17 protein-coding genes are annotated in these 21,790 nt (G+C 74.0%); 10 read left to right on the top strand and 7 right to left on the bottom strand.

Going from position 1 to position 21,790, the window contains the following annotated elements; all coding sequences use genetic code 11:
* Positions 1-10 precede the first annotated feature (10 nt).
* The 4 genes from ADL08_RS03120 to ADL08_RS03105 all read right to left on the bottom strand — a co-directional run bounded on the left by ADL08_RS03120 (position 11) and on the right by ADL08_RS03105 (position 4,804).
* Positions 11-649 (bottom strand): DUF4126 domain-containing protein, encoded by a 639-nt coding sequence (locus ADL08_RS03120; RefSeq protein ID WP_053640472.1) that lies wholly within the window; start codon positions 647-649, stop codon positions 11-13.
* Between the two features lie 394 nt (positions 650-1,043).
* Positions 1,044-1,652 carry a TetR/AcrR family transcriptional regulator gene (locus tag ADL08_RS03115; protein ID WP_053640471.1) on the bottom strand — a complete coding sequence of 203 codons (609 nt, stop codon included), beginning with the start codon at positions 1,650-1,652 and terminating at the stop codon, positions 1,044-1,046.
* Positions 1,653-1,695: 43 nt separating this feature from the next.
* Positions 1,696-3,783, bottom strand: a complete 2,088-nt coding sequence (locus tag ADL08_RS03110; RefSeq protein ID WP_053640470.1) for a YhgE/Pip family protein — start codon at positions 3,781-3,783, stop codon at positions 1,696-1,698.
* Positions 3,755-4,804 (bottom strand): ATP-binding cassette domain-containing protein, encoded by a 1,050-nt coding sequence (locus ADL08_RS03105; RefSeq protein WP_063885220.1) that lies wholly within the window; start codon positions 4,802-4,804, stop codon positions 3,755-3,757. The genes ADL08_RS03110 and ADL08_RS03105 overlap by 29 nt, the downstream gene beginning before the upstream one ends.
* 165 nt (positions 4,805-4,969) lie before the next feature.
* Between ADL08_RS03105 and ADL08_RS03100 the strand changes: the two genes are divergently transcribed.
* The 3 genes from ADL08_RS03100 (at position 4,970) to ADL08_RS03090 (ending at position 7,017) form a co-directional block, all read left to right on the top strand.
* On the top strand, positions 4,970-5,488 hold the full coding sequence (locus ADL08_RS03100) for an SAV_6107 family HEPN domain-containing protein (protein WP_053640468.1): 519 nt from the start codon (positions 4,970-4,972) through the stop codon (positions 5,486-5,488).
* A gap of 66 nt (positions 5,489-5,554) precedes the next feature.
* Positions 5,555-6,343 (top strand): class I SAM-dependent methyltransferase, encoded by a 789-nt coding sequence (locus ADL08_RS03095; RefSeq protein WP_053640467.1) that lies wholly within the window; start codon positions 5,555-5,557, stop codon positions 6,341-6,343.
* Between the two features lie 272 nt (positions 6,344-6,615).
* The gene (locus ADL08_RS03090; protein ID WP_053640466.1) at positions 6,616-7,017 is read left to right on the top strand and encodes a DUF3040 domain-containing protein; all 402 of its coding nucleotides are present in this window, start codon (positions 6,616-6,618) and stop codon (positions 7,015-7,017) included.
* Between the two features lie 183 nt (positions 7,018-7,200).
* On the opposite strand, the gene ADL08_RS03085 is transcribed toward ADL08_RS03090, so the two are convergent.
* From ADL08_RS03085 to ADL08_RS03075, 3 genes are read right to left on the bottom strand one after another with little or no spacing between them, the layout of a single operon-like run.
* A complete protein-coding gene (locus tag ADL08_RS03085; protein WP_053640465.1) occupies positions 7,201-9,684 on the bottom strand; it encodes a transglutaminase TgpA family protein in 2,484 nt (827 codons plus the stop codon).
* On the bottom strand, positions 9,681-11,033 hold the full coding sequence (locus ADL08_RS03080) for a DUF58 domain-containing protein (protein WP_053640464.1): 1,353 nt from the start codon (positions 11,031-11,033) through the stop codon (positions 9,681-9,683). The genes ADL08_RS03085 and ADL08_RS03080 overlap by 4 nt, the downstream gene beginning before the upstream one ends.
* Positions 11,033-12,052: an AAA family ATPase gene (locus tag ADL08_RS03075; protein WP_053640463.1), complete on the bottom strand. Its 1,020-nt coding sequence runs from the start codon at positions 12,050-12,052 to the stop codon at positions 11,033-11,035. The genes ADL08_RS03080 and ADL08_RS03075 overlap by 1 nt, the downstream gene beginning before the upstream one ends.
* 616 nt (positions 12,053-12,668) lie before the next feature.
* Here ADL08_RS03075 and rsmH point away from each other — a divergent pair.
* Genes rsmH through murD form a run of 7 tightly spaced genes read left to right on the top strand, consistent with a single transcriptional unit; the run spans position 12,669 to position 21,788 of the window.
* The gene (gene rsmH, locus ADL08_RS03065; RefSeq protein ID WP_078968216.1) at positions 12,669-13,625 is read left to right on the top strand and encodes a 16S rRNA (cytosine(1402)-N(4))-methyltransferase RsmH; all 957 of its coding nucleotides are present in this window, start codon (positions 12,669-12,671) and stop codon (positions 13,623-13,625) included.
* Complete coding sequence (locus ADL08_RS03060; RefSeq protein WP_420709613.1) at positions 13,622-14,164, top strand: FtsB family cell division protein; 543 nt, start codon at positions 13,622-13,624, stop codon at positions 14,162-14,164. The genes rsmH and ADL08_RS03060 overlap by 4 nt, the downstream gene beginning before the upstream one ends.
* Positions 14,165-14,171: 7 nt before the next feature.
* The gene (locus tag ADL08_RS03055) at positions 14,172-16,163 is read left to right on the top strand and encodes a peptidoglycan D,D-transpeptidase FtsI family protein (protein WP_053640460.1); all 1,992 of its coding nucleotides are present in this window, start codon (positions 14,172-14,174) and stop codon (positions 16,161-16,163) included.
* A gap of 16 nt (positions 16,164-16,179) precedes the next feature.
* Positions 16,180-17,871, top strand: coding sequence for a UDP-N-acetylmuramoyl-L-alanyl-D-glutamate--2,6-diaminopimelate ligase (locus ADL08_RS03050; protein ID WP_053640459.1), 1,692 nt, complete (start codon positions 16,180-16,182; stop codon positions 17,869-17,871).
* Between the two features lie 4 nt (positions 17,872-17,875).
* Positions 17,876-19,300 carry a UDP-N-acetylmuramoyl-tripeptide--D-alanyl-D-alanine ligase gene (locus ADL08_RS03045; RefSeq protein WP_053640458.1) on the top strand — a complete coding sequence of 475 codons (1,425 nt, stop codon included), beginning with the start codon at positions 17,876-17,878 and terminating at the stop codon, positions 19,298-19,300.
* A complete protein-coding gene (gene mraY, locus ADL08_RS03040) occupies positions 19,297-20,367 on the top strand; it encodes a phospho-N-acetylmuramoyl-pentapeptide-transferase (RefSeq protein ID WP_053640457.1) in 1,071 nt (356 codons plus the stop codon). The genes ADL08_RS03045 and mraY overlap by 4 nt, the downstream gene beginning before the upstream one ends.
* Complete coding sequence (gene murD / locus ADL08_RS03035) at positions 20,349-21,788, top strand: UDP-N-acetylmuramoyl-L-alanine--D-glutamate ligase (RefSeq protein ID WP_053640456.1); 1,440 nt, start codon at positions 20,349-20,351, stop codon at positions 21,786-21,788. The genes mraY and murD overlap by 19 nt, the downstream gene beginning before the upstream one ends.
* Positions 21,789-21,790: the final 2 nt, after the last annotated feature.

Genomic DNA, 21,790 nt, shown 5'->3' with positions numbered 1-21,790 from the left:
GGGAGAGAGGTCAGGGGCGCCGCGGCCCGTCGTCGGGCGGGGGAGGGGTGCGCGCCCCGGCGGTGAGCCGCCTCTCCTCCCGTCGCCGGGACCTGCGGCGCAGGAAGCGGCGGATCCGTCGCGCGAGGAAGGCCACCACGGCCAGGCCGAGCAGCAGCAGGACGCCCGCGACGACCGCCGCCGCCACCGGATGGAAGATCGCGAAGGTGACGACCGCCGCCACCCCGAGGTCCTCCGCCAGGCTCACCCCGATGTTCGAGAACGGCTCCGGCGAGGTGTTGACCGCCATCCTCGTCCCCGCCTTGACGAAGTGGCTCAGGAGGGCCGTCGAACCGCCGACCGCGGCCGCCGCCAGCTCCGGCAGCGACCCGTCCTGCCCGGCGAGCAGGGCGCCGACGACGGCTCCCGCGACCGGCCGGATCACGGTGTGGACGGAGTCCCACATCGAGTCGACGTACGGGACCTTGTCCGCCACCGCCTCGCACAGGAACAGCACGCCCGCGACGACGAGGACGTCGGTGCGCTGCAGGGACTCGGGCACCTCGTCGGTCAGCCCGGTCGCGCCGAACAGACCGAACAGCAGGACCACCGCGTAGGCGTTGATCCCGCTCGCCCAGCCGCTGGTGAACACGAGGGGGAGTACGGACACGCCCGCGATCGTAACCAGGACTGAGTACGCGTACCTAGGGCGCGAGATGAGTAGGCGCGCGGATGGGCCCGGCGGGCCCCGGAGGAGAGAGTGGAGCCCACGGAAGGGGCGCGGCTCCGGAACCGCCGGCACGGGGCGGCGGAACGGGGCCGCGCGCCTGCCGGTGACGGAAGGCACGGGGGCACGGGGCGCGCCTTCCGGTACGGGGGTACGGGGGCGCACGGGGAAGCCGGTGCGGCGAGGCTCGGGGGGATCGAGCCTCGCCGCACCGGCTTTTCCGTGCCCGGGTGCTTTTCCGTGTCCACGCGTGCGCGTGGCTCCCGGAGGATTCAAGCACCGCTCTTGTAAAGCGGGGGTTCGTGTCCACGCGTGCGCGTGAAGGGCGGACGGGGCCTCAGCGGCCGCCCACCCGGCCGTGCAGCAGCCGGGAGAGGGCCGCGTGCACGTCGTCGAGGGAGCGCTCGCTCTGGAAGGCCTGCCAGTCGAGCGCCGCCACGAGCACCATGCCGACGAGCGCCGCCGCCGTCAGCTGGACGTCGATCTCCTCGTTCAGCTCCCCGGCCTCGACCCCCTCGCGCAGCACCCCCTCGACCACCGCGACCGCCTGCTGGCGGACCACCAGGAGCGTGGAGTTCCAGGCCCGGTTGGTGCGCCAGAGCTCGGCCACGTACAGCTGGGTGAAGGCCGGGTAGCGGTCGATGAAGACGAGGCCCGCCCGGATCATCGCGTCCAGCGCGTCGACCCGGCTCCCGCCGCGTTCGGCGGTCTCCTCGGCCGCCGAGCGCAGGGAGGCGGTGAGCAGCGACACCCCGTGGCGCAGCAGCTCCTCGAAGAGCTCGGTCTTGCTCTTGAAGTTGTAGTAGACCGTGCCCTTGGCCACGCCGGCCCGCTCGGCGATCTCGTCCACCGTCGTCGCGGAGAAGCCCTGCTCCGCGATGAGCGTGACGGCCGCCTCGTAGAGCTTCGCGCGCGTGGCCTGGCGTCGGGTGCTGCTGCTGTCCATGGGGTCGATTCTCACAGGTGTCACGGGTGGCACCGGCCCTGTCTCACAGGGTCAGTTCGGGGTGGAGCCGGTCCAGCGTCCAGACCTGCCGCCTGCGGGCCGACACGGCCGTCAGGGCCAGGGCGCCCACGGTGAACGCCGTCAGGACCGCGCAGGACTGCCAGACGGGTTCGAGCCCGCCGCCCGTGATCAGCCGGCGCAGCGACTCCACCACGTACGTCATCGGCAGGAAGGGGTGGATCGCGTTGAAGAAGGCCGGGCTGGTCTGGACGGGGTACGTGCCGCCCGCCGAGGTCAGCTGGAGCATCAGGGCCGCGAGCACCAGGATCCGGCCCGCCGCGCCGAAGCGGGCGTTGAACCACTGGACGATCGCGGTGAAGCAGCAGGTGACCAGGGCCAGGAAGCCGACCGTGCCGGCGGCCCGCGCCATCTGGAGGCCGAGGCCCCAGTGCAGCACCGACATCAGGGCCGCGACCTGGAGGAGGCCGATCGCCGCCACGGGGAGCCAGCCCGCGAGCGCGATCCGCCAGGCGGAACCGCCCGTGGCGAGCGCGCGCCGGTTCAGCGGCTGGATGATCATGTACGCGACCATCGCGCCGACCCAGAGGGAGAGCGGGATGAAGTACGGGGCGAAACCGGTGCCGTAGTTCGGCGCCTTGTGCATCGACTGGGAGGCGAGCCGCACCGGGTCGGCCATGACCTCCGTGCGCTTGTCGCGGGCCTGCTGGTCGTAGTCCGGGATCTGCGCGACGCCGTCGCGCAGCCCGCCGGCCAGCTCGCCGGAGCCGTCGGCCAGCTTGAACAGGCCGCCGTCCAGGTCGCCCGCGCCCTTCTTGAGCTTGCCGACCCCGGCGTCGAGGTTCACCGAGCCGGTCTTCGCCTCGGTGACGCCGGTGTGCAGTTTCGCCGCGCCCGCCGCGACCTTCTGGGCGCCCGCGTTCAGCTCGTTGATCTTCCGGATGGCGCCCTCGACGTCCTCGTCGAGGTGCGGCGCGCGGGCGGCCAGCTCGTCGGCCTGCTTCTTGAGCGTGACCAGGCGCGCGTTCAGGGTCTTCAGGTCGCCGTTGCTGTCCTTGGTCAGCTCGTGCACGTCGTCCGCGATGACGGCCACGTCGCCGGCGGTGACCGCGGCCCGCTTCAGGACCTTGCACACCCGCGCGTCGGGCTCGGGGACCTCCACGCAGGCCTCGCGGTGCAGCGCGGCCATGTCCTCGTCGGCCTTGTGCGCGGCGGTGCGCAGCTGGGGGCCCCGCTTCACCAGGACGTCGAGGTTGTGCTGGACGGCGGTGGCCGAGTCGGAGGCCAGCCGGGCGGTGTCGCGGATCGACCTGCCGTTGTTCGCCAGGTAGGGGCGGACCTTGTCGGCGGTGCCGTTCACCTTGTCGGCGAGCGTCTGCGTGCCGTCCGCGACCCGGCGGGAGCCGCTCTCCAGGTCCTTGGCGCCCTTGTCGAGCTTCCTCATGCCCGCCGCCAGGTCGCCGCTGCCGGTCTTGGCGTCCCCGAGGCCGTCCGCCAGGCTCTTGGAGCCCTTCTTGGCCTTGTCCACGCCCTGCTTGAGGTCGGCCGCGCCCTTGGCGGCCTTCTCGGTGGCGTCGTGGATGTCGGAGAAGGAGATGAAGATCTTGTCGAGGAAGGTGCGCGAGGACTTGGTGGAGGCCGCGGTGCGCACCTCGGAGAAGACCGTCCGGGAGATCTGCCCGACGATGTAGTTGTTCGCGTCGTTGGTCCGCACCCGCAGGGCGCCGGTCTCGGGCGAGTCGCCGGAGCTGGAGGCGATGCGGGTGCTGAAGTCGCCGGGCATGGTCAGGGACAGGTAGTACGTCCCGTCCTCGACGCCCCTGCGCGCCTCCTCGTCGCTCACCCGGTGCCACGCGAAGGTCTCGCTCTCCAGGAGCCCCTTCGTGATGTCGTCGCCGGCGTTGATCTCCTTGCCGTCGGCGGTGGCGCCCCGGTCCTCGTTGACGAGGGCGACGGGGATCTTGTCGAGCCTGCCGTACGGGTCCCAGAACGAGTACAGGTACAGGGCGCCGTACAGCAGCGGCAGCAGCAGGACCGCGACGAGCGCGGCGCGCGGCAGCTTGCCCCTGCCGAAGCGCCTCAGCTCAAGAGCGGCCAGTTTCGGCGAGCGCATCGGCCGCCCCCTCCTCGGTCGTGGACGCGGTGGTGCCCGCGCCGGTGTCGGTGCCGTCGGTCCCGGTGCCGTCCGCTCCGGTGCCGTCCGCCTTCGCGCCGTCCGCGCCGGTGGCCTTCGTACGGGCCTTCTTCGTGTCGGCCTTCGTGTCGGCCTTCGTTTCGGCGGCCTTCGCGCGGGGCTCCTCCGTGTCGGCGGCCTCCGCGTCGGTGCTGCCGGTGCCGGTGGTCCTCTCGCCGGTGGCCTCCGCGGGGGCTCCGGGCGTCCCGGCGGCCGCCGGGTCCGCCGTCGGCTCCTCCACCGGGTCCTCCGGGGCGAGCGTGGTGATCCGCAGGGCGTCCTCCGGAGCCTCGCTGCAGACGGCGAGGACGGTCGTCCCGGCCGCGGTCAGGGAGCGCAGGAGCGCCCAGACCTCGGTCCGGGCCGCGTCCGAGAGCTTCATGTCCGTGTCGTCCACGGCGAGCAGCCGGGGGCGCCCGATCAGGGCGAGGGCGATCGACAGGCGCAGCGCTTCGAGCCGCTCCAGATCCCGTACGGAGGTCCGTCCGCCCTTCGGCAGGGCGTCGAGGTCGAGCCCCGCGGCCGCCACGGCCTCCTCGATCCGGGCCCGCGCCTCCGCCGCCCGCGTGCCGGGGCGCCGCAGCAGCGCCCGTACGGAACCGTCGAAGCGGTGCTGGAGCAGCGCCCGCTCGCGCAGGTGCTCCGCGACCGTGAGGGCGGGATCGAGCTCGTTGACGCCCGGGACCTGGCCCAGCGCGCTGATCCGGCGCACCGCGGCCATCTTCCGGGGCAGCGGGAGGCCGCCGATCTCGGCGTGCCCCTCCTTGGCCCTCATCCGGCCGGTGAGCGCGAGCAGCAGACAGGTGCGGCCCGAGCCCGACGGCCCCTCGATCGCCACCAGCGTGCCCGGCTCCGCCCGGAAGGACACCTTCCGGAAGGCCCAGCCCCGCGGCCCCCTCAGTCCGAAGCCGTCCACCACGACGGCGGCGCCGTGCGGCTGTTCCTCGGCTTCCGCGCCCACGGACTCACCCCCCACTCCCCATTTTTGAACTGACCAGTCAGTCCAAAAGTTACCCCCGCATCGAGTCCTTCGCAAAACCGCAGGTCAGTACTGATTGTCAGTGGGAGTGGGCACGATGGACACATACGGCCACAGCGCCGTCACGCGACGACAGGAGGCTTCGTCATGGCACGTCCATCCGCAGCAGCCGCACCCCGGCGCCACCCGGTCCCCGCGCACTCCGGACCCGCGTCCGACATCCACCCCGTCTCCCGCCGCACCGCCGCCCCGCCCGCCGCCCTCGACCTCCTCGCCAAGTCCCGGGCCGGACTCGCCGAGGCCGCCGCCCTCGACCGCCCCCACGAGCGGTACGCCACCGCCCACCTCGCCGCCCTGCGCGCCGCCGCCGCGGTGCTCGCCGCCCGGGGCACGCCCGACCCCGCCCCCCGCCGCCGGGAGCCGATACGGACCGCCTGGGAGCTCCTCGCCGAGCTGGCGCCCGAGCTGACCGAGTGGAGCGCCCACTTCGCCGCCGGCGCGCCGCGCCGGGCCCGCGCCGAGGCGGGCATCACGAGCGCGGCCACCCCGAGGGAGGCCGACGACCTCCTCAGGGACGCCGAGTACTTCTCGCGCCTGGTCGAGCGGCTGCTCGCCCTCCAGCCGGTGCTGCCCCGCAGCCCCGGGGGCGACGACGAGGGAGGATGATCCGAGAGGCGGGGCCGAGGCCATAGGGTGGGGAGGTCCGTACCCGTCACCGAGGAGTCAACAGCCGTGCCGGACCCTTCCCCCGCCTTCGGTCGAGAGGCGACCTCACGCCCGTCGCGCGCCTCCCTGCGCACCGCCGTCGTCTGGGACGTCCTCAAGGACGCCCTGGACCGCCGGGTCGAGGCCACCGGGAGGGACGGTCTCGACGTCCTCGACACCGGCGGCGGCTCCGGGAACTTCGCGGTGCCGGTGGCCCGCCTCGGCCACCGGGTCACCGTCGTCGACCCCAGCCCCAACGCGCTCTTCGCGCTGGAGCGCCGGGCCGCCGAGGCCGGCGTCGCCGACCTCGTCACCGGCGTCCAGGGCGACGTCCGGGGCCTCTTCGACGTGGTCGGGCGCGAGGGGTACGACGCCGTGCTCTGCCACGGCGTCCTGGAGTACGTCGACGACCCCGCCGAGGGCGTGCGCAACGCGGTCGCCGCGCTCCGGTCCGGCGGCAGCCTCAGCCTGCTCGCCGCCGGGGTCGGCGGCGCCGTCCTGGCCCGCGCCCTCGCCGGGCACTTCACCGAGGCCCGGCACGCGCTCACCGACCCGGCGGGCCGCTGGGGCGCGGGCGACCCCGTGCCCCGCCGCTTCACCGCCGAGCAGCTCGCCGAGCTGGCCGACGGGGCCGGCCTGGAGGTCGGCGCCGTGCACGGCGTCCGGGTCTTCGCCGACCTCGTCCCCGGCGTCCTCGTCGACACCGAGCCGGGCGCGGCCGAGGCCCTCCTCAAGCTGGAGGCGGCCGCCGCGGAGCTGCCCTCCTTCCACGCCGTCGCCACCCAGCTGCACGTGCTCGGCGAGAAGCGGGCCTGACCCCGGAGGTCACCCGTTCGGCGGTTCGGACCGCGGCGCCCCATGGAGTACGCCACAGCACGCCCGGTCCGGGCCCCGGCCCCGTATGATCGGGGGACACCATCCGGCATGACGGACGGGAGCCCGGGGAATCAACGCCTCAGCAACCGATCCGCATGGCGGCCCGGATTGGCTATTCGGCATTGTGGGCGGGTTTCACGGGGGCGATTCCCTGCCTATCCTGAAAGGGCCGCAAACCGGTCGCCCCCGCGACCGACGACTAGGAGGACTCCGTGCCGCTCTCGGAGCACGAGCAGCGAATGCTCGAGCAGATGGAGCGAGCGCTGTACGCCGAAGATCCCAAGTTCGCGACAGCGCTCGAGGGAAGCGGACTGCGTACGTACACCCGGCGACGGGTTTACCAGGCAGTCGCCGGCTTCCTGGTGGGTATCGCGCTCCTCATGGCCGGAATGGTCGCACAGCAGATCTGGATCAGCGTGGTGGGATTCCTCGTCATGCTGGGCTGCGCGGTCCTGGCGGTCACCGGCTGGCGCAAGGCGCCCAAGCCGGGTGAGCAGCAGGCTGCGGGTGGAACGACGGCCGGCGGCCGTAAGACCCGGCAGCGACGCCCCATGATGAACCGGATCGAAGAGCGGTGGCAGCGCCGCCGCGACGAACAGGGCGGCGCCCACTGACGGCCCCCTGAGCGGAAGCCCCGCCCCCTCCGACGAACCGAGCCCCGCAGAGCCGCGCTCCCGAGCGCAGCGGCCCCGCGGGGCTCGTCCGTTGCGCGAGCAGGTACGGGGAGGTGCGGGACTCCCCCTGGGGAGGGGGCGGAGTCCGAGAAGACTCCGCCCCCGCCCGTGCGCCCGGCCCGCTCAGCCCGCCCCGTGCGGCGCCCGGCGGAAGCGGGCCGTCAGGGCGTGGCGGCGGTCCGACCAGCGGGCCGCCGTCGACGCCCAGCGGGCCGAGGCCGCCCAGCGGACCCGGACCGCCGAGCGGGGGGCCAGGAGGGCACGGAGGCGGGTGAGCCGGTCCGCGCCCGCGTGGAAGCCCGCCCGGACCCGCCCGGCCTCCTCGGCCAGGCCCGCGACCGGCTGCGGCCGGGGCGAATAAAGCACCTCCTCCACCGCCCGCGCCACCCGGTGCACCGCTTCGGCGGACTCGCCCCGCAGCTCGCCCAGGCGTACGATGCGCGCCGCCGTCCCGCGCGGCGTCTGCGACTCGTCCGGCTCGACGCCGTAGTCCCAGGCCGTGTCGTTGATCTCCCGCCAGACCGCGAGGGTCCGGGCCGCCGTCCCCCCGGCGCCCCGCGTCGCGGCCCGTCCGGACCGCCCGTCCACGGGCCCGGACGGCGGGGCCGTCCCCTCCGCGTCCCCCGACCCGGCGGCACCGAGCCGCCGGGCGCGGGCCCGGGTCCGCCAGAACAGCGGAAGCAGCGGCAGGACCAGGAGCGCGACCACGCCCAGGGAGACCAGGGTCGTCGCCAGCGGATCCGGACCCGAACCGTCCGAGGACGCCCCGGCCGCCGCCGGCTCCGGGCCGCAGTCGCCGAGCCGGCGCATCTGCGGCGTGCAGCTCTCCGAGGCGCTCGGCGCGGCGGACGGCTGCGCCGAGGCGCTCCGCTGGGGCTGCGCGGGCCCGGTGGCCGAGCCCGAGGGCGTGGTCTCCCGGGCGTACGCGGGGGTGGAGCCCCGCGCCGGGGTCGGCTCGAACCGCGTCCAGCCCGCCCCCTCGAAGTACAGCTCGGGCCACGCGTGCGCGTCCCGGATGCCGACCGACACCGATCCGTCGCTCTGGGGCGTGCCCGGCATGAAGCCCACGGCCACCCGGGCCGGGATCCCCAGCGAGCGGGCCATCGCCGCCATCGAGAAGGAGAAGTGGACGCAGAAGCCCTGCTTGTCCTTCAGGAAGCGGGAGACCGCCTGCACCCCGGTGCCGGACTTCACGTCCACGTCGTAGCGGAAACCGCCGTCCCGGGCGAACCAGTCCTGGAGCCTGACGGCCCGCTCGTAGTCGTTGCGCGCGCCCTCGGTGACCTGCCGGGCCGTCTCCCGCACGTCGGCCGGCAGCGACACGGGCACCTTGGTGTACTCCCGGCGCAGCTGCTCCGGGGCGGGCCGGGCGGCGGCCAGCTGCTCCGCCGTCGGCTGCACGTCCAGACTGGCGACCTGGTAGCGGGCGCCCCGGGTGGTCTGCTTGTCGTCGCCGACCAGCACCCGGCCGGCCGGCTCGTACCGCCAGCGCCCCTCGACGTCGACCCGGGCCGCCGGGTACGGCATGGGCAGCCACTTCTGCTCGTAGTTCCCGGAGGCGACGAAGTTGCCGGTCACCTCGGTGACCCGGACGCCCTGCGCGAGCCCCTCCGGCCACGGGAGCCGCTCCGGCACGTCCACGATCGGACGGGCCGAGGACTTCCACGACAGGCCGTCGAACTGGTCGAGCGCGACGAGCCGCAGGTACATGTTGCTGGTGTCGAGCGCGTTGGTCCGGTAGCGCAGGACCTCCCGGTCCTCCTGCTGGCGCAGGTCGTCCTGGAGGGAGACCAGCGGGTTCACGGTGGAGATCGTGCCGCCCTTGCCCGTGCCCCCGGAGCCCTCGCCGCCGCCGCCGCCGAGGAGGAGGCCGCCGCCCAGACCGGGCAGCGCGAACGGCACCACCAGCGCCACCCCCAGGGCCACGGCCCCGATACGGCGCCCGGTGCGGACCGGCGCGAAGGCCTGGCCGCCCCCGCCCGCGGTCGTCCCCGGCCGGCCGGAGCGCTGGACGGCGCCGAAGACCCGCCCCCACTGCGAGAGCCGGTCCCGGCCCTCGGCGAGGAGCAGCAGCAGATAGCCGGTGCCCGCCAGGAGGAACCACAGCCAGCCCGCGCCGCCGCCGGAGAGGCCGGCCGCCACCGAGTACAGGGCGAGCAGCGGCAGACCGGCCGGGGCCGCCTTGCGGAAGGTGACCGCGAGGACGTCCACCAGGAACCCGATCACCACCACGCCGCCGACCAGCATGAGCCGGATGCCCTCGGTGTCCGGCGCGGGAACCGCGTACCGGCCGACGTCCTCGGCGCCCGCCCGGAACAGCTCGGCGGCGTGCGTCACGGCCCGCGGCCCGGGAAGGAACCAGAGGACCGCCTGCTCACGGGCGAAGATCGCGGTCAGCGCGAGCAGCGCGACCACGGCCTGGGCGAGGAGGGCCGGGGTCCGGGCCGGCCGCACCCGCCGGGCCAGCGCGCCCGCCCCGCTCACCAGGGCGAGCACGAAGGCCGCCGTGAAGATCCAGGTGGCCGGCTTGACCAGCGGGAGCAGGGCCCCGGCCGCCATCAGGGTGGCGGCCCAGGAGGCCAGCGTCAGCCGTGCGCGCCCGCTCATGACCATCCTCCGTAGGGGGTGTCGGCGGCGGCCTCCGCGCGGGCGCCGGCCGCCTGCTGCCACAGCTCGGCGAGCCGCGCCCCGGGCGGCACGGCGAGCGCCGTCCAGCCCGCCTCGCGCAGCTGCCGCACCCGGTCCTCGACCGCCCCGGAGACCGAACCGCCGGTCAGCCAGGCGCCGGAGTCCAGGACGAAGGCGACGGCCGCGCCGGTGCGCCCCCGCATCCGGGCGACGAGCGCGGCCTGCTCCTCGTCGAGGTCGCCGAGGAAGGCGACGAGCAGCCCGTCGCCGCCCGCCCGCAGCACGTCGGAGGCGCGCGAGAGGCCGGCCCCCTCGGAGTGGTCGACGACCGCGAGGGTGTCCATCATCAGACCGGCCGAGTCGGCCGGGTCCTGCACCGAACCGCCGAAGCCCTCGGAGCCCTCGCCGGGCACCGCGCTGCCGGTGTCGGTGAGCAGCCGCACCGTGTAGCCGCGCTCCAGCATGTGGACGAGCGCGGAGGCGGTCCCGGAGACCGCCCACTCGAAGGCGGAGTCGGGGCCCGCGCCCCGGTAGGCGACCTCGCGGGTGTCGAGGAGGACGGTGCAGCGGGCCCGCTGCGGCTGCTCCTCGCGCCGGACCATCAGCTCGCCGTAGCGGGCGGTGGAGCGCCAGTGCACCCGGCGCAGGTCGTCGCCGTGGCGGTAGGCGCGGGGGATGACGTCGTCGTCGCCGGAGAGGGCGAGCGCCCGCCGCTGCCCCTCGCCGTGCCCGGCGGCCTCGCCGAAGAGCCCGACCGGCGGCAGGACCTCGGTCCTGGGCACCACGGTGAGGGTGTCGTACGCGCTGAAGGAACGGGTCAGCTCGCACATCCCGAAGGGGTCGCTCAGCCGCAGCTGGAGCGGCCCGAGCGGGAAGCGGCCGCGCAGGTCCGAGCGGACCCGGTAGGACACCTCGCGCCGCCCGCCCGCCTCGACCCGGTCGAGGACGAACCGGGGACGGGACCCCAGCATGTACGGCACGTGGTCCTGGAGCATGAGCAGCCCGGTGGGCAGCTTGGAGACGTTCTCCATCCGCAGCTGGACCCGGGCCTCGGTGCCCGTCTCCACCCGCTGCGGGGTCAGCAGCCGCGAGGCCGCGACCCGGTAGCGGGTCCGGTGCAGCACGAGGACGCAGACCAGCGGCAGGACGGCGAGCAGCAGCCCGACGCGCAGCAGGTCGGCCTGGCCGAGGACGTACGCGCAGACGGCGGCGGCCACCCCGGCGGCGAGGAAGGACCGGCCGCGGGTGGTGAGGCCGCTCAGGGCGGCCCGCAGCCCGCCCCGGTCGTCGTCGCCCCGCTGCCCGTCCGGCACGGCGGCGCTCGTCATCACAGCCGCCGGGCGCCGGGCTGCTGCTGGCCGTAGAGCGGCCCGGCGGGCGGGGCCGAGGCCGGTACGGGGGTGCGCTGCAGGATGTCGTGGACGACCTGCTCGGCGGTGCGCCGGTTCAGCTGGGCCTGCGCCGTCGGCAGCAGCCGGTGGGCGAGGACGGGCGCGGCGAGGGCCTGGAGGTCGTCGGGCAGCACGTACTCGCGGCCGCTGAGCGCGGCGGAGGCCCGGGCGGCCCGCAGCAGGTGGAGCGTGGCCCGCGGGGAGGCGCCGAGCCGCAGGTCGGGGTGGGTGCGGGTGGCGGCGATGAGGTCGACCGCGTACCGGCGCACGGCGTCGGCGACGTGCACCGCGCGCACCGCCTCGATCAGCTTGAGGACGTCGTGGGCGTGGGCCACCGGCTGGAGGTCGTCCAGCGGGGACACCGAGCCGTGCACGTCGAGCATCTGGAACTCGGCCTCGGCGCTCGGGTAGCCGATGGAGACCCGGGCCATGAAGCGGTCGCGCTGGGCCTCGGGCAGCGGATAGGTGCCCTCCATCTCGACCGGGTTCTGCGTGGCCACGACCATGAACGGGCTGGGCAGCTCGTACGTCTGCCCGTCGATGGTGACCTGCCGCTCCTCCATGGACTCCAGGAGCGCGGACTGCGTCTTCGGCGAGGCGCGGTTGATCTCGTCGCCGATCACGATCTGGGCGAAGATCGCGCCCGGCTTGAACTCGAACTCCCGGCGCTGCTGGTCGAAGATCGACACGCCCGTGACGTCCGAGGGCAGCAGGTCGGGGGTGAACTGGATGCGGCGCACCGAGCAGTCGATGGACCGGGCCAGCGTCTTGGCCAGCATGGTCTTGCCGACGCCGGGCACGTCCTCGATGAGGAGGTGTCCCTCGGCGAGCAGCACGGTCAGCGAAAGCCGTACGACCTCGGGCTTGCCCTCGATCACACTCTCCACCGACCTGCGGACGCGCTCCACAGTGGCGGTCAGATCAGTGAGGCTCGCTCGATCGTCATAGGTCGTCACCCGGCCCTCCTCGGCCTTCCGAAACACACGGACACCTGCCCCCGGTGGGATCTGTCGGGGGGTGTCCACCCGGGCATTCTTGTTGGCCCGGCCGGGTCGTGTCACTCGGCTGCCGGCAAGTACGGAGGAAATGCCGGAGTTTGGACCGTTAAGCCTGGCCGACGGCGGGGGTGTCCGACGGGCCGATCCCGCGCGGCGGCCCCTCGTCCCGGAGGCCGGCGCGGTGCGGACGGCGAGGGACGCGGCTCCGCGCGGCCCGCCGCGCGAGGGGGCGGAGGACGTCAACGAGCCCCGGTGTGAGCTGACCCACAGGAGGGAGAGCCGCACCCCGAACGAGTGAGCCGTCCGGAATGTCCGACGGGACCGCCGGGGCCGTGCGACGCGCCAGCGGGTTGATTGACCGGCGGGTCCGGTGGACTAAAGTGACGCGAAGTTCACGGAGACAACGAGCGATTTCCGCGGTTTCTCCCCCGTGTGCGCGGCGGTACCCACGGCTCGGCCTCCTCCCGCTCGCCGGTCGGCCGACGCGCCCTTCCGGCGCCGGACGACCGCTTCTCCCCAGCGAGCGGGCGGGGACCCGGCGGTGCGTCCCCCGCGCCCGACTTGAGAGGGCGCATTGAGCAACGACCGACACGTCCCGGTGATGCTCCAGCGGTGCCTGGACATGTTGGCCCCCGCCCTGGAGCGCCCCGGCGCGGTCGTCGTCGACTGCACCCTGGGGCTCGGCGGCCACAGCGAGGCCCTGCTGAAGAGGTTCCCTGAGGTGCGGCTCGTCGCCCTCGACCGGGACAAGGAGGCCCTGCGGCTCTCCGGCGAACGGCTCGCCCCCTACGGGGACCGCGCCACCCTCGTCCACGCGGTGTACGACGAGCTGCCCGAGGTCCTCGACCGGCTCGGCATCCCGGCGGTGGACGGCGTCCTCTTCGACCTGGGCGTCTCCTCCATGCAGCTGGACGAGGCCGACCGCGGCTTCGCCTACGCCCAGGACGCCCCGCTCGACATGCGCATGGACCAGTCGACCGGCATCGGCGCGGCCGAGGTCCTCAACACCTACCCGCCCGGCGAACTGGTCCGGATCCTGCGCGCGTACGGCGAGGAGAAGCAGGCCAAGCGGATCGTCTCCGCGATCGTGCGCGAGCGCGAGAAGGAGCCGTTCACCCACAGCGCCCGGCTCGTCGAACTCATCCGCGACGCCCTGCCCCAGGCCGCCAAGCGCACCGGCGGCAACCCGGCCAAGCGCACCTTCCAGGCCCTGCGCATCGAGGTCAACCACGAGCTCGACAGCGTCGAGCGGGCGATCCCGGCGGCCGTGAAGGCCCTCGCCGTCGGCGGCCGGGTCGCCGTCCTCTCGTACCAGTCGCTGGAGGACCGGATCGTCAAGCAGGTCTTCGCGGCCGGTGCGGCCACCACCGCCCCGCCCGGCCTGCCGGTCGTCCCCGAGAAGTACCAGCCCCGCCTGAAGCTGCTCACCCGCGGCGCCGAGCTGCCCACCGAGGAGGAGGTCGCCGAGAACCGGCGCGCCGCCCCGGCCCGGCTGCGGGGCGTCGAGCGCATCCGGGAAGACGTCCTGTGAGCACGGCGAAGGGGCCCCTCAAAGGGCGGGCCGCGCGGCTCGGACGGCTCATGCCGTCGGGGCCCAGCACGGCCGCCCGCACCCCCTTCGTCCTGCTCGTCGTCGTGCTGCTCGGCGGCGGCCTGATCAGCCTGCTCCTGCTGAACTCGGCGCTCAACCAGGGCTCCTTCAGGCTGAACGAGCTGAAGAACGAGACCACCGAACTCACCGACGAGGAGCAGGCGCTCCAGCGGGACGTGGACGACTACGCGGCCCCCGACGCCCTGGAGCGGCGGGCCCGCGAGCTCGGCATGGTCCCGGGCGGCAGCCCCGCCTTCCTCGGCCCGGACGGCAAGGTGCTCGGCGAGCCCTCGGTCGCGGCCGCGCCGCCGAAGCCGAGCCCGACGCCGACGGCCTCCGCCCCGGCGGACCCGCCGCCCGCCGCCACGGCCTCCCCGGGGCCGCCGGCGGGCGCGGCGGCCGGCCCCGGCGCGGGCCCCACCGGTACCGCCGCCGGCCCGGACCCGACCGCAACCGCTCCGACGACCTCCGGCAGGTGACCGAGCAGTGCCCCCCAAGGAGCCCCCGCGCCGCCGCGTCCCCGGCCCCGCCCGGCCCGCGCGCCCCCGGCCCGCCCCGGCGGCCCCCGGCGGACCCCGCCCGGCCCGGCCCGCCCCGCGCCCGGCGGCCGGACGGACCGCGCACAGGCCCCCGGCCCGCCGGCCCCGCACCATCCGGCTCGGCAACCCCCGCCCCCGGCTGCGCCTGGTCTCCCTCGGCCTGACCCTCGTGATGCTGGTCTTCGTCGTCCGGCTGCTCCAGGTCCAGGCCGTGGACGCCGGTGCGTACGCCGCCAAGGCCGACAAGTACCGCTTCCAGGAGTACACGCTCTCCGCCGAGCGCGGCGAGATCACCGACCGCAACGGCATCGCGCTCGCCGCCAGCGTCGACGCGTACGACATCACCGCCGACCCCAAGCTCTTCACCCCGCAGGAGAGCAAGGTCGCGGACGCCCCCGAGCAGGCCGCCGCCCTCCTCGCCCCGATCCTCGGCAAGCAGCCCGCCGAGCTCGCGAAGAAGCTCCGCACCCCCAAGTCCCGCTACACCCTGCTCGCCCGCAAGCAGACCCCGCAGGTGTGGAACCAGATCAAGGACCTCAAGAAGGTCTACGGGCAGAAGTCCCAGCCCTCCGCCGGGGGCAACGGGATCAACCTCCTCGGCGGCATCCTCAGCGAGCCCAGCACCAAGCGCGTCTACCCGAACGGGGAACTCGCCGCCGGGATACTGGGCTACGTGAACGCCGAGGGCCGGGGCGCCGGCGGCCTGGAGTCGATGCTCGACCCGGAGCTCGCCGGCAAGGACGGCAAGATCCGCTTCACCCAGTCCGGCGGCCGCCAGGTGCCCACCGCCGGCTCCCGGGGCACCCCCGCCGTCCCCGGCTCGAACATCGAACTGACCATCGACCGGGACATCCAGTGGGCCGCCCAGCAGGCCATCACCGAGCAGGTGAAGAAGTCCAAGGCCGACCGCGGCTACGTCATCGTGCAGGACTCCCGCACCGGCGAGGTCCTCGCCCTGGCCAACGCCCCCGGCTTCGACCCCAACGACCTCTCCGCCGCCAACGCCGCCGCCATGGGCAACGCCGCCCTCCAGGACGCCTACGAGCCCGGCTCCACCAGCAAGGTCATGTCCATGGCCGCCGTCCTGGAGGAGGGCAAGGCCGCCCCCGGCACCCACGTCACCGTCCCCAACCGGCTCCACCGCGGCGACCGGCTCTTCAAGGACGACATCGACCACCCGACCTGGTACCTGACCCTCAACGGCGTCCTCGCCAAGTCCAGCAACATCGGCACCATCCTCGCCACCGGCCGGCTCGGCGCCACCCAGGCCGAGTCGAACGAGGTGCTCCACTCCTACCTGCGCAAGTTCGGCATCGGCAGCCCCACCGGCCTCGGCTATCCCGGGGAGACCCCCGGCATCCTCGCCAAGCCCGGCGACTGGTCCACCTCGCAGCAGTACACGATCCCCTTCGGCCAGGGCCTCTCCGTCAACGCGATGCAGGCCGCCTCCGTGTACTCGACCATCGCCAACCGAGGCGTACGGGTCGCCCCCACCCTCGTGCGCGGCACCAAGGGACCCGACGGGCGCTTCGCCCCCGCCCCCCGGCCCGAGGAGTCCCGGGTCGTCAGCGAGAAGACCGCCAAGACCCTCGCCACGATGCTGGAGTCCGTCGTCGACGACCAGGAGGGCACCGGCACCCGCGCCGCGATCCCCGGCTACCGCGTCGCAGGCAAGACCGGCACCGCCAACCGCGTCGACCCCGAACTCGGCCGCTACAAGGGCTACACCGCCTCCTTCGCCGGCTTCGCCCCCGCCGACGAACCCCGCGTCACCGTCTACTGCGCCATCCAGAACCCCACCAGGGGCAGCTACTTCGGCGGCCAGATCTGCGGACCCATCTACAAGAAGGTCATGGAGTTCGCCCTCAAGACCCTCCACATCGCCCCCACGGGCAGCGACCCCGCCCGACTGCCGGTCGTCTTCGACCCCACCCCGTGACACTCCGGGAGCACCAGTGACAACGATCACCCCCCATTCCGGGAACCGGAAATCGAACTCCGGCGAGGCCCCGGGCTCTTTTGGCCCCCCACAGGGTGAGCCCGGTACGCTCACCGCCGTGCCACACGCTGATCAGTACCGAACCACCCCGCCACGGCCGGAGCGGAACCGCCCGACACCCCTGGGCGACCTGGCCGCGCACCTGGGGACCGACACCCCCGGCGACGCCGAGATCTCGGGCATCACCCACGACTCCCGGGCCGTGCGCCCCGGCGACGTGTACGCCGCGCTGCCCGGCGCCCGCGCCCACGGCGCCGACTTCGTCGCCCAGGCCGCCGGACTCGGCGCCGCCGCGATCCTCACCGACCCGGCGGGCGCCGAACGCGCGGCCGCCACCGGCCTGCCGGTCCTGGTCGTCGAGGACCCGCGCGGCCGGATGGGCGAACTCGCCGCCGAGATCTACGGAAGGCCCGGCGCCGACCTCCTGCGGATCGGCATCACGGGCACCTCCGGCAAGACCACCACCGCCTACCTCGTCGAGGGCGGACTGCGCGGCGCCGGACGGCGCACCGGGCTCGTCGGCACCGTCGAGATGCGGATCGGCGACGAGCGCATCAAGTCCGAGCGCACCACCCCCGAGGCCACCGACCTCCAGGCCCTCTTCGCCGTCATGCGCGAACGGGGCGTCGAGGCCGTCGCCATGGAGGTCTCCAGCCACGCCCTCGTGCTCGGCCGGGTCGACGGCTGCGTCTTCGACGTCGCCGTCTTCAACAACCTCAGCCCGGAGCACATGGAGTTCCACTCCGACATGGAGGACTACTTCCGGGCCAAGGCCGGGCTCTTCACGCCCGAGCGCAGCCGCCTGGGCGTGGTCAACCTCGACGACGCGTACGGCCGCAGGCTCGCGAAGGAGGCCGGGGTCCCGGTCGTCACCTTCTCCGCCGAGGGCCGCGCCGACGCCGACTGGCGCGCCGAGGACCTCGTCCTGGGCTCCCACGACTCGACGTTCACCGCCGTCGGCCCGGGGGGCGAGCGGATCGCCGCCACCGCCCCGCTGCCCGGCCCGTTCAACGTCGCCAACACCCTGGCCGCGATCGTCACCCTCGCCGCCGCCGGCCTCGACCCGGAGGCAGCCGCCGAGGGCGTCGCCGCCGTCCCCGGCGTCCCCGGCCGCCTGGAGCGTGTCGACGCCGGCCAGCCGTACCTCGCGGTCGTCGACTACGCGCACAAGACGGACGCCGTCGAATCGGTCCTGCGCTCCCTGCGCGAGGTCACCGAGGGCCGGCTGCACGTGGTCATCGGCTGCGGCGGCGACCGGGACGTCACCAAGCGCGGCCCGATGGGCGCCGCCGCCGCCCGGCTCGCCGACACCGCCGTCCTGACCTCGGACAACCCCCGCTCCGAGGACCCCCTCGCCATCCTCACCGCCATGCTCGCGGGCGCCGCCGACGTCCCGGCGGGGGAGCGCGGCGAGGTGCTCGTCCTCGCCGACCGCGCCGCCGCCATCGCCACCGCCGTCGCCCGCGCCCGGCCGGGCGACACCGTCCTGGTCGCGGGCAAGGGACACGAACAGGGTCAGGAGACCGCCGGAACCGTCCGCCCCTTCGACGACCGCGAGGTCCTGCGCGCCGCGCTCCTCGAACAGCAGGCCGGGACCGCCCCGTCGGGCGGCAGTGCCGAAGCCAGCCACCAGAACAGTCAGGGATGAAGCAGTGATCGCCCTCTCCCTCGCCGAGATCGCCGAAATCGTCGGCGGGCAGGCGCACGACATACCGGATCCGGCCGCCCGGATCACCGGGCCCGTCGTCATCGACTCCCGCGAGGTGCGGGCCGGCAGCCTCTTCGCCGCCTTCGCCGGTGAGCGCGTCGACGGCCACGACTACGCGCGGCGCGCCGTGGAGGCGGGTGCGACGGCCGTGCTCGCCGCCCGCCCCGTCGGCGTGCCCGCGATCGTCGTGGACGACGTCCAGACCGCCCTCGGGGCCCTCGCCCGCGCCGTCGTCGAACGCCTCGGCACCGACGTCGTCGCCCTCACCGGATCGGCGGGCAAGACCTCCACCAAGGACCTGATCGCCCAGGTCCTCGAACGGCACGCGCCCACCGTGTGGACGCCCGGATCGCTCAACAACGAGATCGGCCTGCCCCTCACGGCGCTCCGTGCGACCGACGAGACCCGGCACCTGGTCCTGGAGATGGGCGCCCGCGGCATCGGCCACATCCGCTACCTCACCACCCTCACCCCGCCCCGCATCGGCCTCGTCCTCAACGTGGGCTCCGCCCACATCGGCGAGTTCGGCGGCCGGGAGCAGATCGCCCTGGCGAAGGGCGAGATGGTCGAGTCGCTTCCCACCGAGGCCGAGGGGGGAGTGGCGGTCCTCAACGCCGACGACCCCCTCGTGCGCGCGATGGCCGACCGCACCAAGGCCCGCGTGACCCTGTTCGGAGAAGCGGACGAAGCGGCCGTACGGGCCGAGAACGTCCACCTCACCGAGGCCGGGAGGCCCTCTTTCCGCCTTCACACACCCACCGGGTGCAGCGACGTGACCTTGCGCCTGTACGGTGAGCACCACGTGTCGAACGCGCTCGCCGCGGCCGCCGTCGCGCACGAGCTGGGCATGCCTGTCGAAGAGATCGCCACCGCGCTCTCCGAGGCCGGCTCCCTGTCGCGCTGGCGCATGGAGGTCACCGAGCGTCCGGACGGCGTGACGATCGTCAACGACGCCTACAACGCGAATCCCGAGTCCATGCGAGCCGCCCTGCGCGCGCTCGCGGCCATGGGCAGGGCCGCACAGGCCCGAGGGGCTCGTACGTGGGCGGTGCTCGGCAAGATGGCCGAGCTCGGGGACGCATCGCTCGTCGAGCACGACGCGGTCGGACGGCTCGCCGTCCGACTCAACGTCAGCAAGCTCGTGGCGGTCGGGGACAGGGAAGCGTCCTGGCTGCAACTGGGCGCATATAACGAGGGTTCGTGGGGTGAGGAGTCGGTGCACGTGTCCGACGCGCAGGCGGCGGTCGACCTGTTGCGCAGTGAGCTGCGCCCGGGGGACGTCGTCCTTGTGAAGGCTTCCAGGTCGGTCGGTCTCGAACAGGTCGCCCTGGCTCTCCTCGACACCGAGGGCGAGGTCACCGGCCGATGAGGCAGATCCTCTTCGCGGGGGCCATCGGGCTCTTCCTGACCCTGATCGGCACCCCGCTGCTCATCAAGCTGCTCGCGCGCAAGGGGTACGGGCAGTTCATCCGGGACGACGGCCCGCGCGGCCACGCCGGGAAGAAGGGCACGCCCACCATGGGCGGCATCTCCTTCATCCTGGCCACGCTCATCGCGTACGCGCTGGCCAAGGTCATCACCGGCGAACCCGTCTCGTACTCCGGCCTGCTCGTCCTCTTCCTGATGGCGGGCATGGGCCTGGTCGGCTTCCTCGACGACTACATCAAGATCGTCAAGCAGCGGTCGCTCGGTCTGCGGGCCAAGGCGAAGATGGCCGGACAGCTGATCGTGGGCATCGCCTTCGCGGTGCTCGCGCTCCAGTTCTCCGACTCCCGGGGGCTCACCCCGGCCTCCGAGAAGCTCTCCTTCATCACGGACTTCGGCTGGACCATCGGCCCGGTGCTCTTCGTGGTCTGGGCGCTCTTCATGATCCTGGCCATGTCCAACGGCGTGAACCTGACGGACGGTCTGGACGGCCTGGCCGCCGGCGCCTCGGTGATGGTCTTCGGCGCGTACACCTTCATCGGGCTCTGGCAGTTCCAGGAGTCCTGTGCCAACGCGCTGACCCTCACCAACCCGAACGCCTGCTTCGAGGTCCGCGACCCGCTCGACCTCGCGGTCGTGGCCTCCGCCCTCATGGGAGCCTGCTTCGGCTTCCTGTGGTGGAACACCTCGCCCGCCAAGATCTTCATGGGCGACACCGGCTCGCTCGCCCTCGGCGGCGCCCTCGCCGGCCTCGCCATCTGCTCCCGCACGGAGCTCCTCCTCGCGCTGCTCGGCGGCCTGTTCGTGCTGATCACGATGTCCGTGGTCATCCAGGTCGGCTCGTTCAAGATGACCGGCAAGCGCGTCTTCCGGATGGCCCCCCTCCAGCACCACTTCGAACTCAAGGGGTGGTCCGAGGTCCTGGTCGTCGTCCGGTTCTGGATCATCCAGGGCATGTGCGTCATCGTGGGCCTGGGCCTCTTCTACGCGGGATGGGCAGCGGACAAGTGACACAACGGCTCGACTGGAACGGCAAGCGGGTCACCGTCGCGGGACTCGGCGTCTCCGGCATCCCGGCCGCCCGCGTCCTGCACGGCCTCGGCGCGCGCGTGACCGTCGTCGACGACGGCGACGACGAGCGCTCCCGGGCCCAGGCCGCCGCGCTGGAGGCCGAGGGCGTCACCGTCCGCCTCGGCGACGGGGCGACCCTGCCGTCCGGCACCGAGCTGATCGTCACCGCCCCCGGCTGGCGCCCCGACAAGCCCCTCTTCGCGGCCGCCGCCGAGGCGGGCGTGGAGGTCTGGGGCGACGTCGAGCTGGCCTGGCGGCTCCGGGGCCCGGGAGCCGCCCCCTGGCTCGCGGTCACCGGCACCAACGGCAAGACCACGACCGTGCGGATGCTCGCCTCGATCCTGGAGGCGGCCGGACTGCGGACCGCCGCCGTCGGCAACATCGGCGTCTCGCTCCTCGACGCCGTCCTCGGCGACGAGGAGTACGACGTGCTCGCCGTCGAACTCTCCAGCTACCAGCTCCACTGGGCGCCCTCGGTCCGCGTCCACTCGGCCGCCGTCCTCAACCTGGCGCCCGACCACCTCGACTGGCACGGCTCCATGGAGGCGTACGCCGCCGACAAGGGCCGGATCTACGAGGGCAACCAGGTCGCCTGCGTGTACAACGTGGCCGACGAGGCGACCGAGGACCTGGTCCGCGCGGCCGACGTCGAGGAGGGCTGCCGGGCGATCGGCTTCACCCTCGGCACCCCCGGCCCCTCCGAAGTCGGCGTCGTCGAGGGCCTCCTCGTCGACCGGGCCTTCGTCGAGAACCGGCGGGAGAACGCCCAGGAGCTGGCCGAGGTCGCCGACGTGCAGCCCCCGGCCCCGCACAACATCGCCAACGCCCTCGCGGCCGCCGCCCTGGCCCGCGCCTTCGGCGTCGACGCCAAGGCCGTACGGGACGGCCTGAAGGCCTTCCGGCCCGACCCGCACCGCATCGAACTGGTCGAGGAGGTCGGGGGAGTCACCTACGTCGACGACTCCAAGGCCACCAACACCCACGCGGCGGAAGCCTCCTTGGCGGCCTACGACCCGATCGTCTGGATCGCCGGCGGCCTCGCCAAGGGCGCGACCTTCGACGAGCTCGTCCAGAAGTCCGCGAAGCGGCTGCGCGGGGCCGTCCTGATCGGCGCCGACCGGGCCCTGATCCGCGAAGCCCTGGCGCGACACGCCCCGGAGGTCCCGGTGGTCGACCTCGACCGGACCGACACTGGGGCGATGTCCGAGGCGGTCCGCGAGGCGGCCCGGCTCGCCCGCCCCGGGGACACGGTCCTGCTCGCCCCGGCCTGCGCCTCGATGGACATGTTCACCAACTACAACAAGCGCGGCGAGGCCTTCGCGGACGCGGTCCGCGCCCTCGCCGCCACCGGTGACGCCTGACC

Source organism: Streptomyces sp. NRRL F-6492 (assembly GCF_001280125.1).
GTDB lineage: Bacteria > Actinomycetota > Actinomycetes > Streptomycetales > Streptomycetaceae > Streptomyces.
Note: the sequence above shows the minus strand (reverse complement) of the source record. Positions and strands in the feature narration are given on the sequence as shown.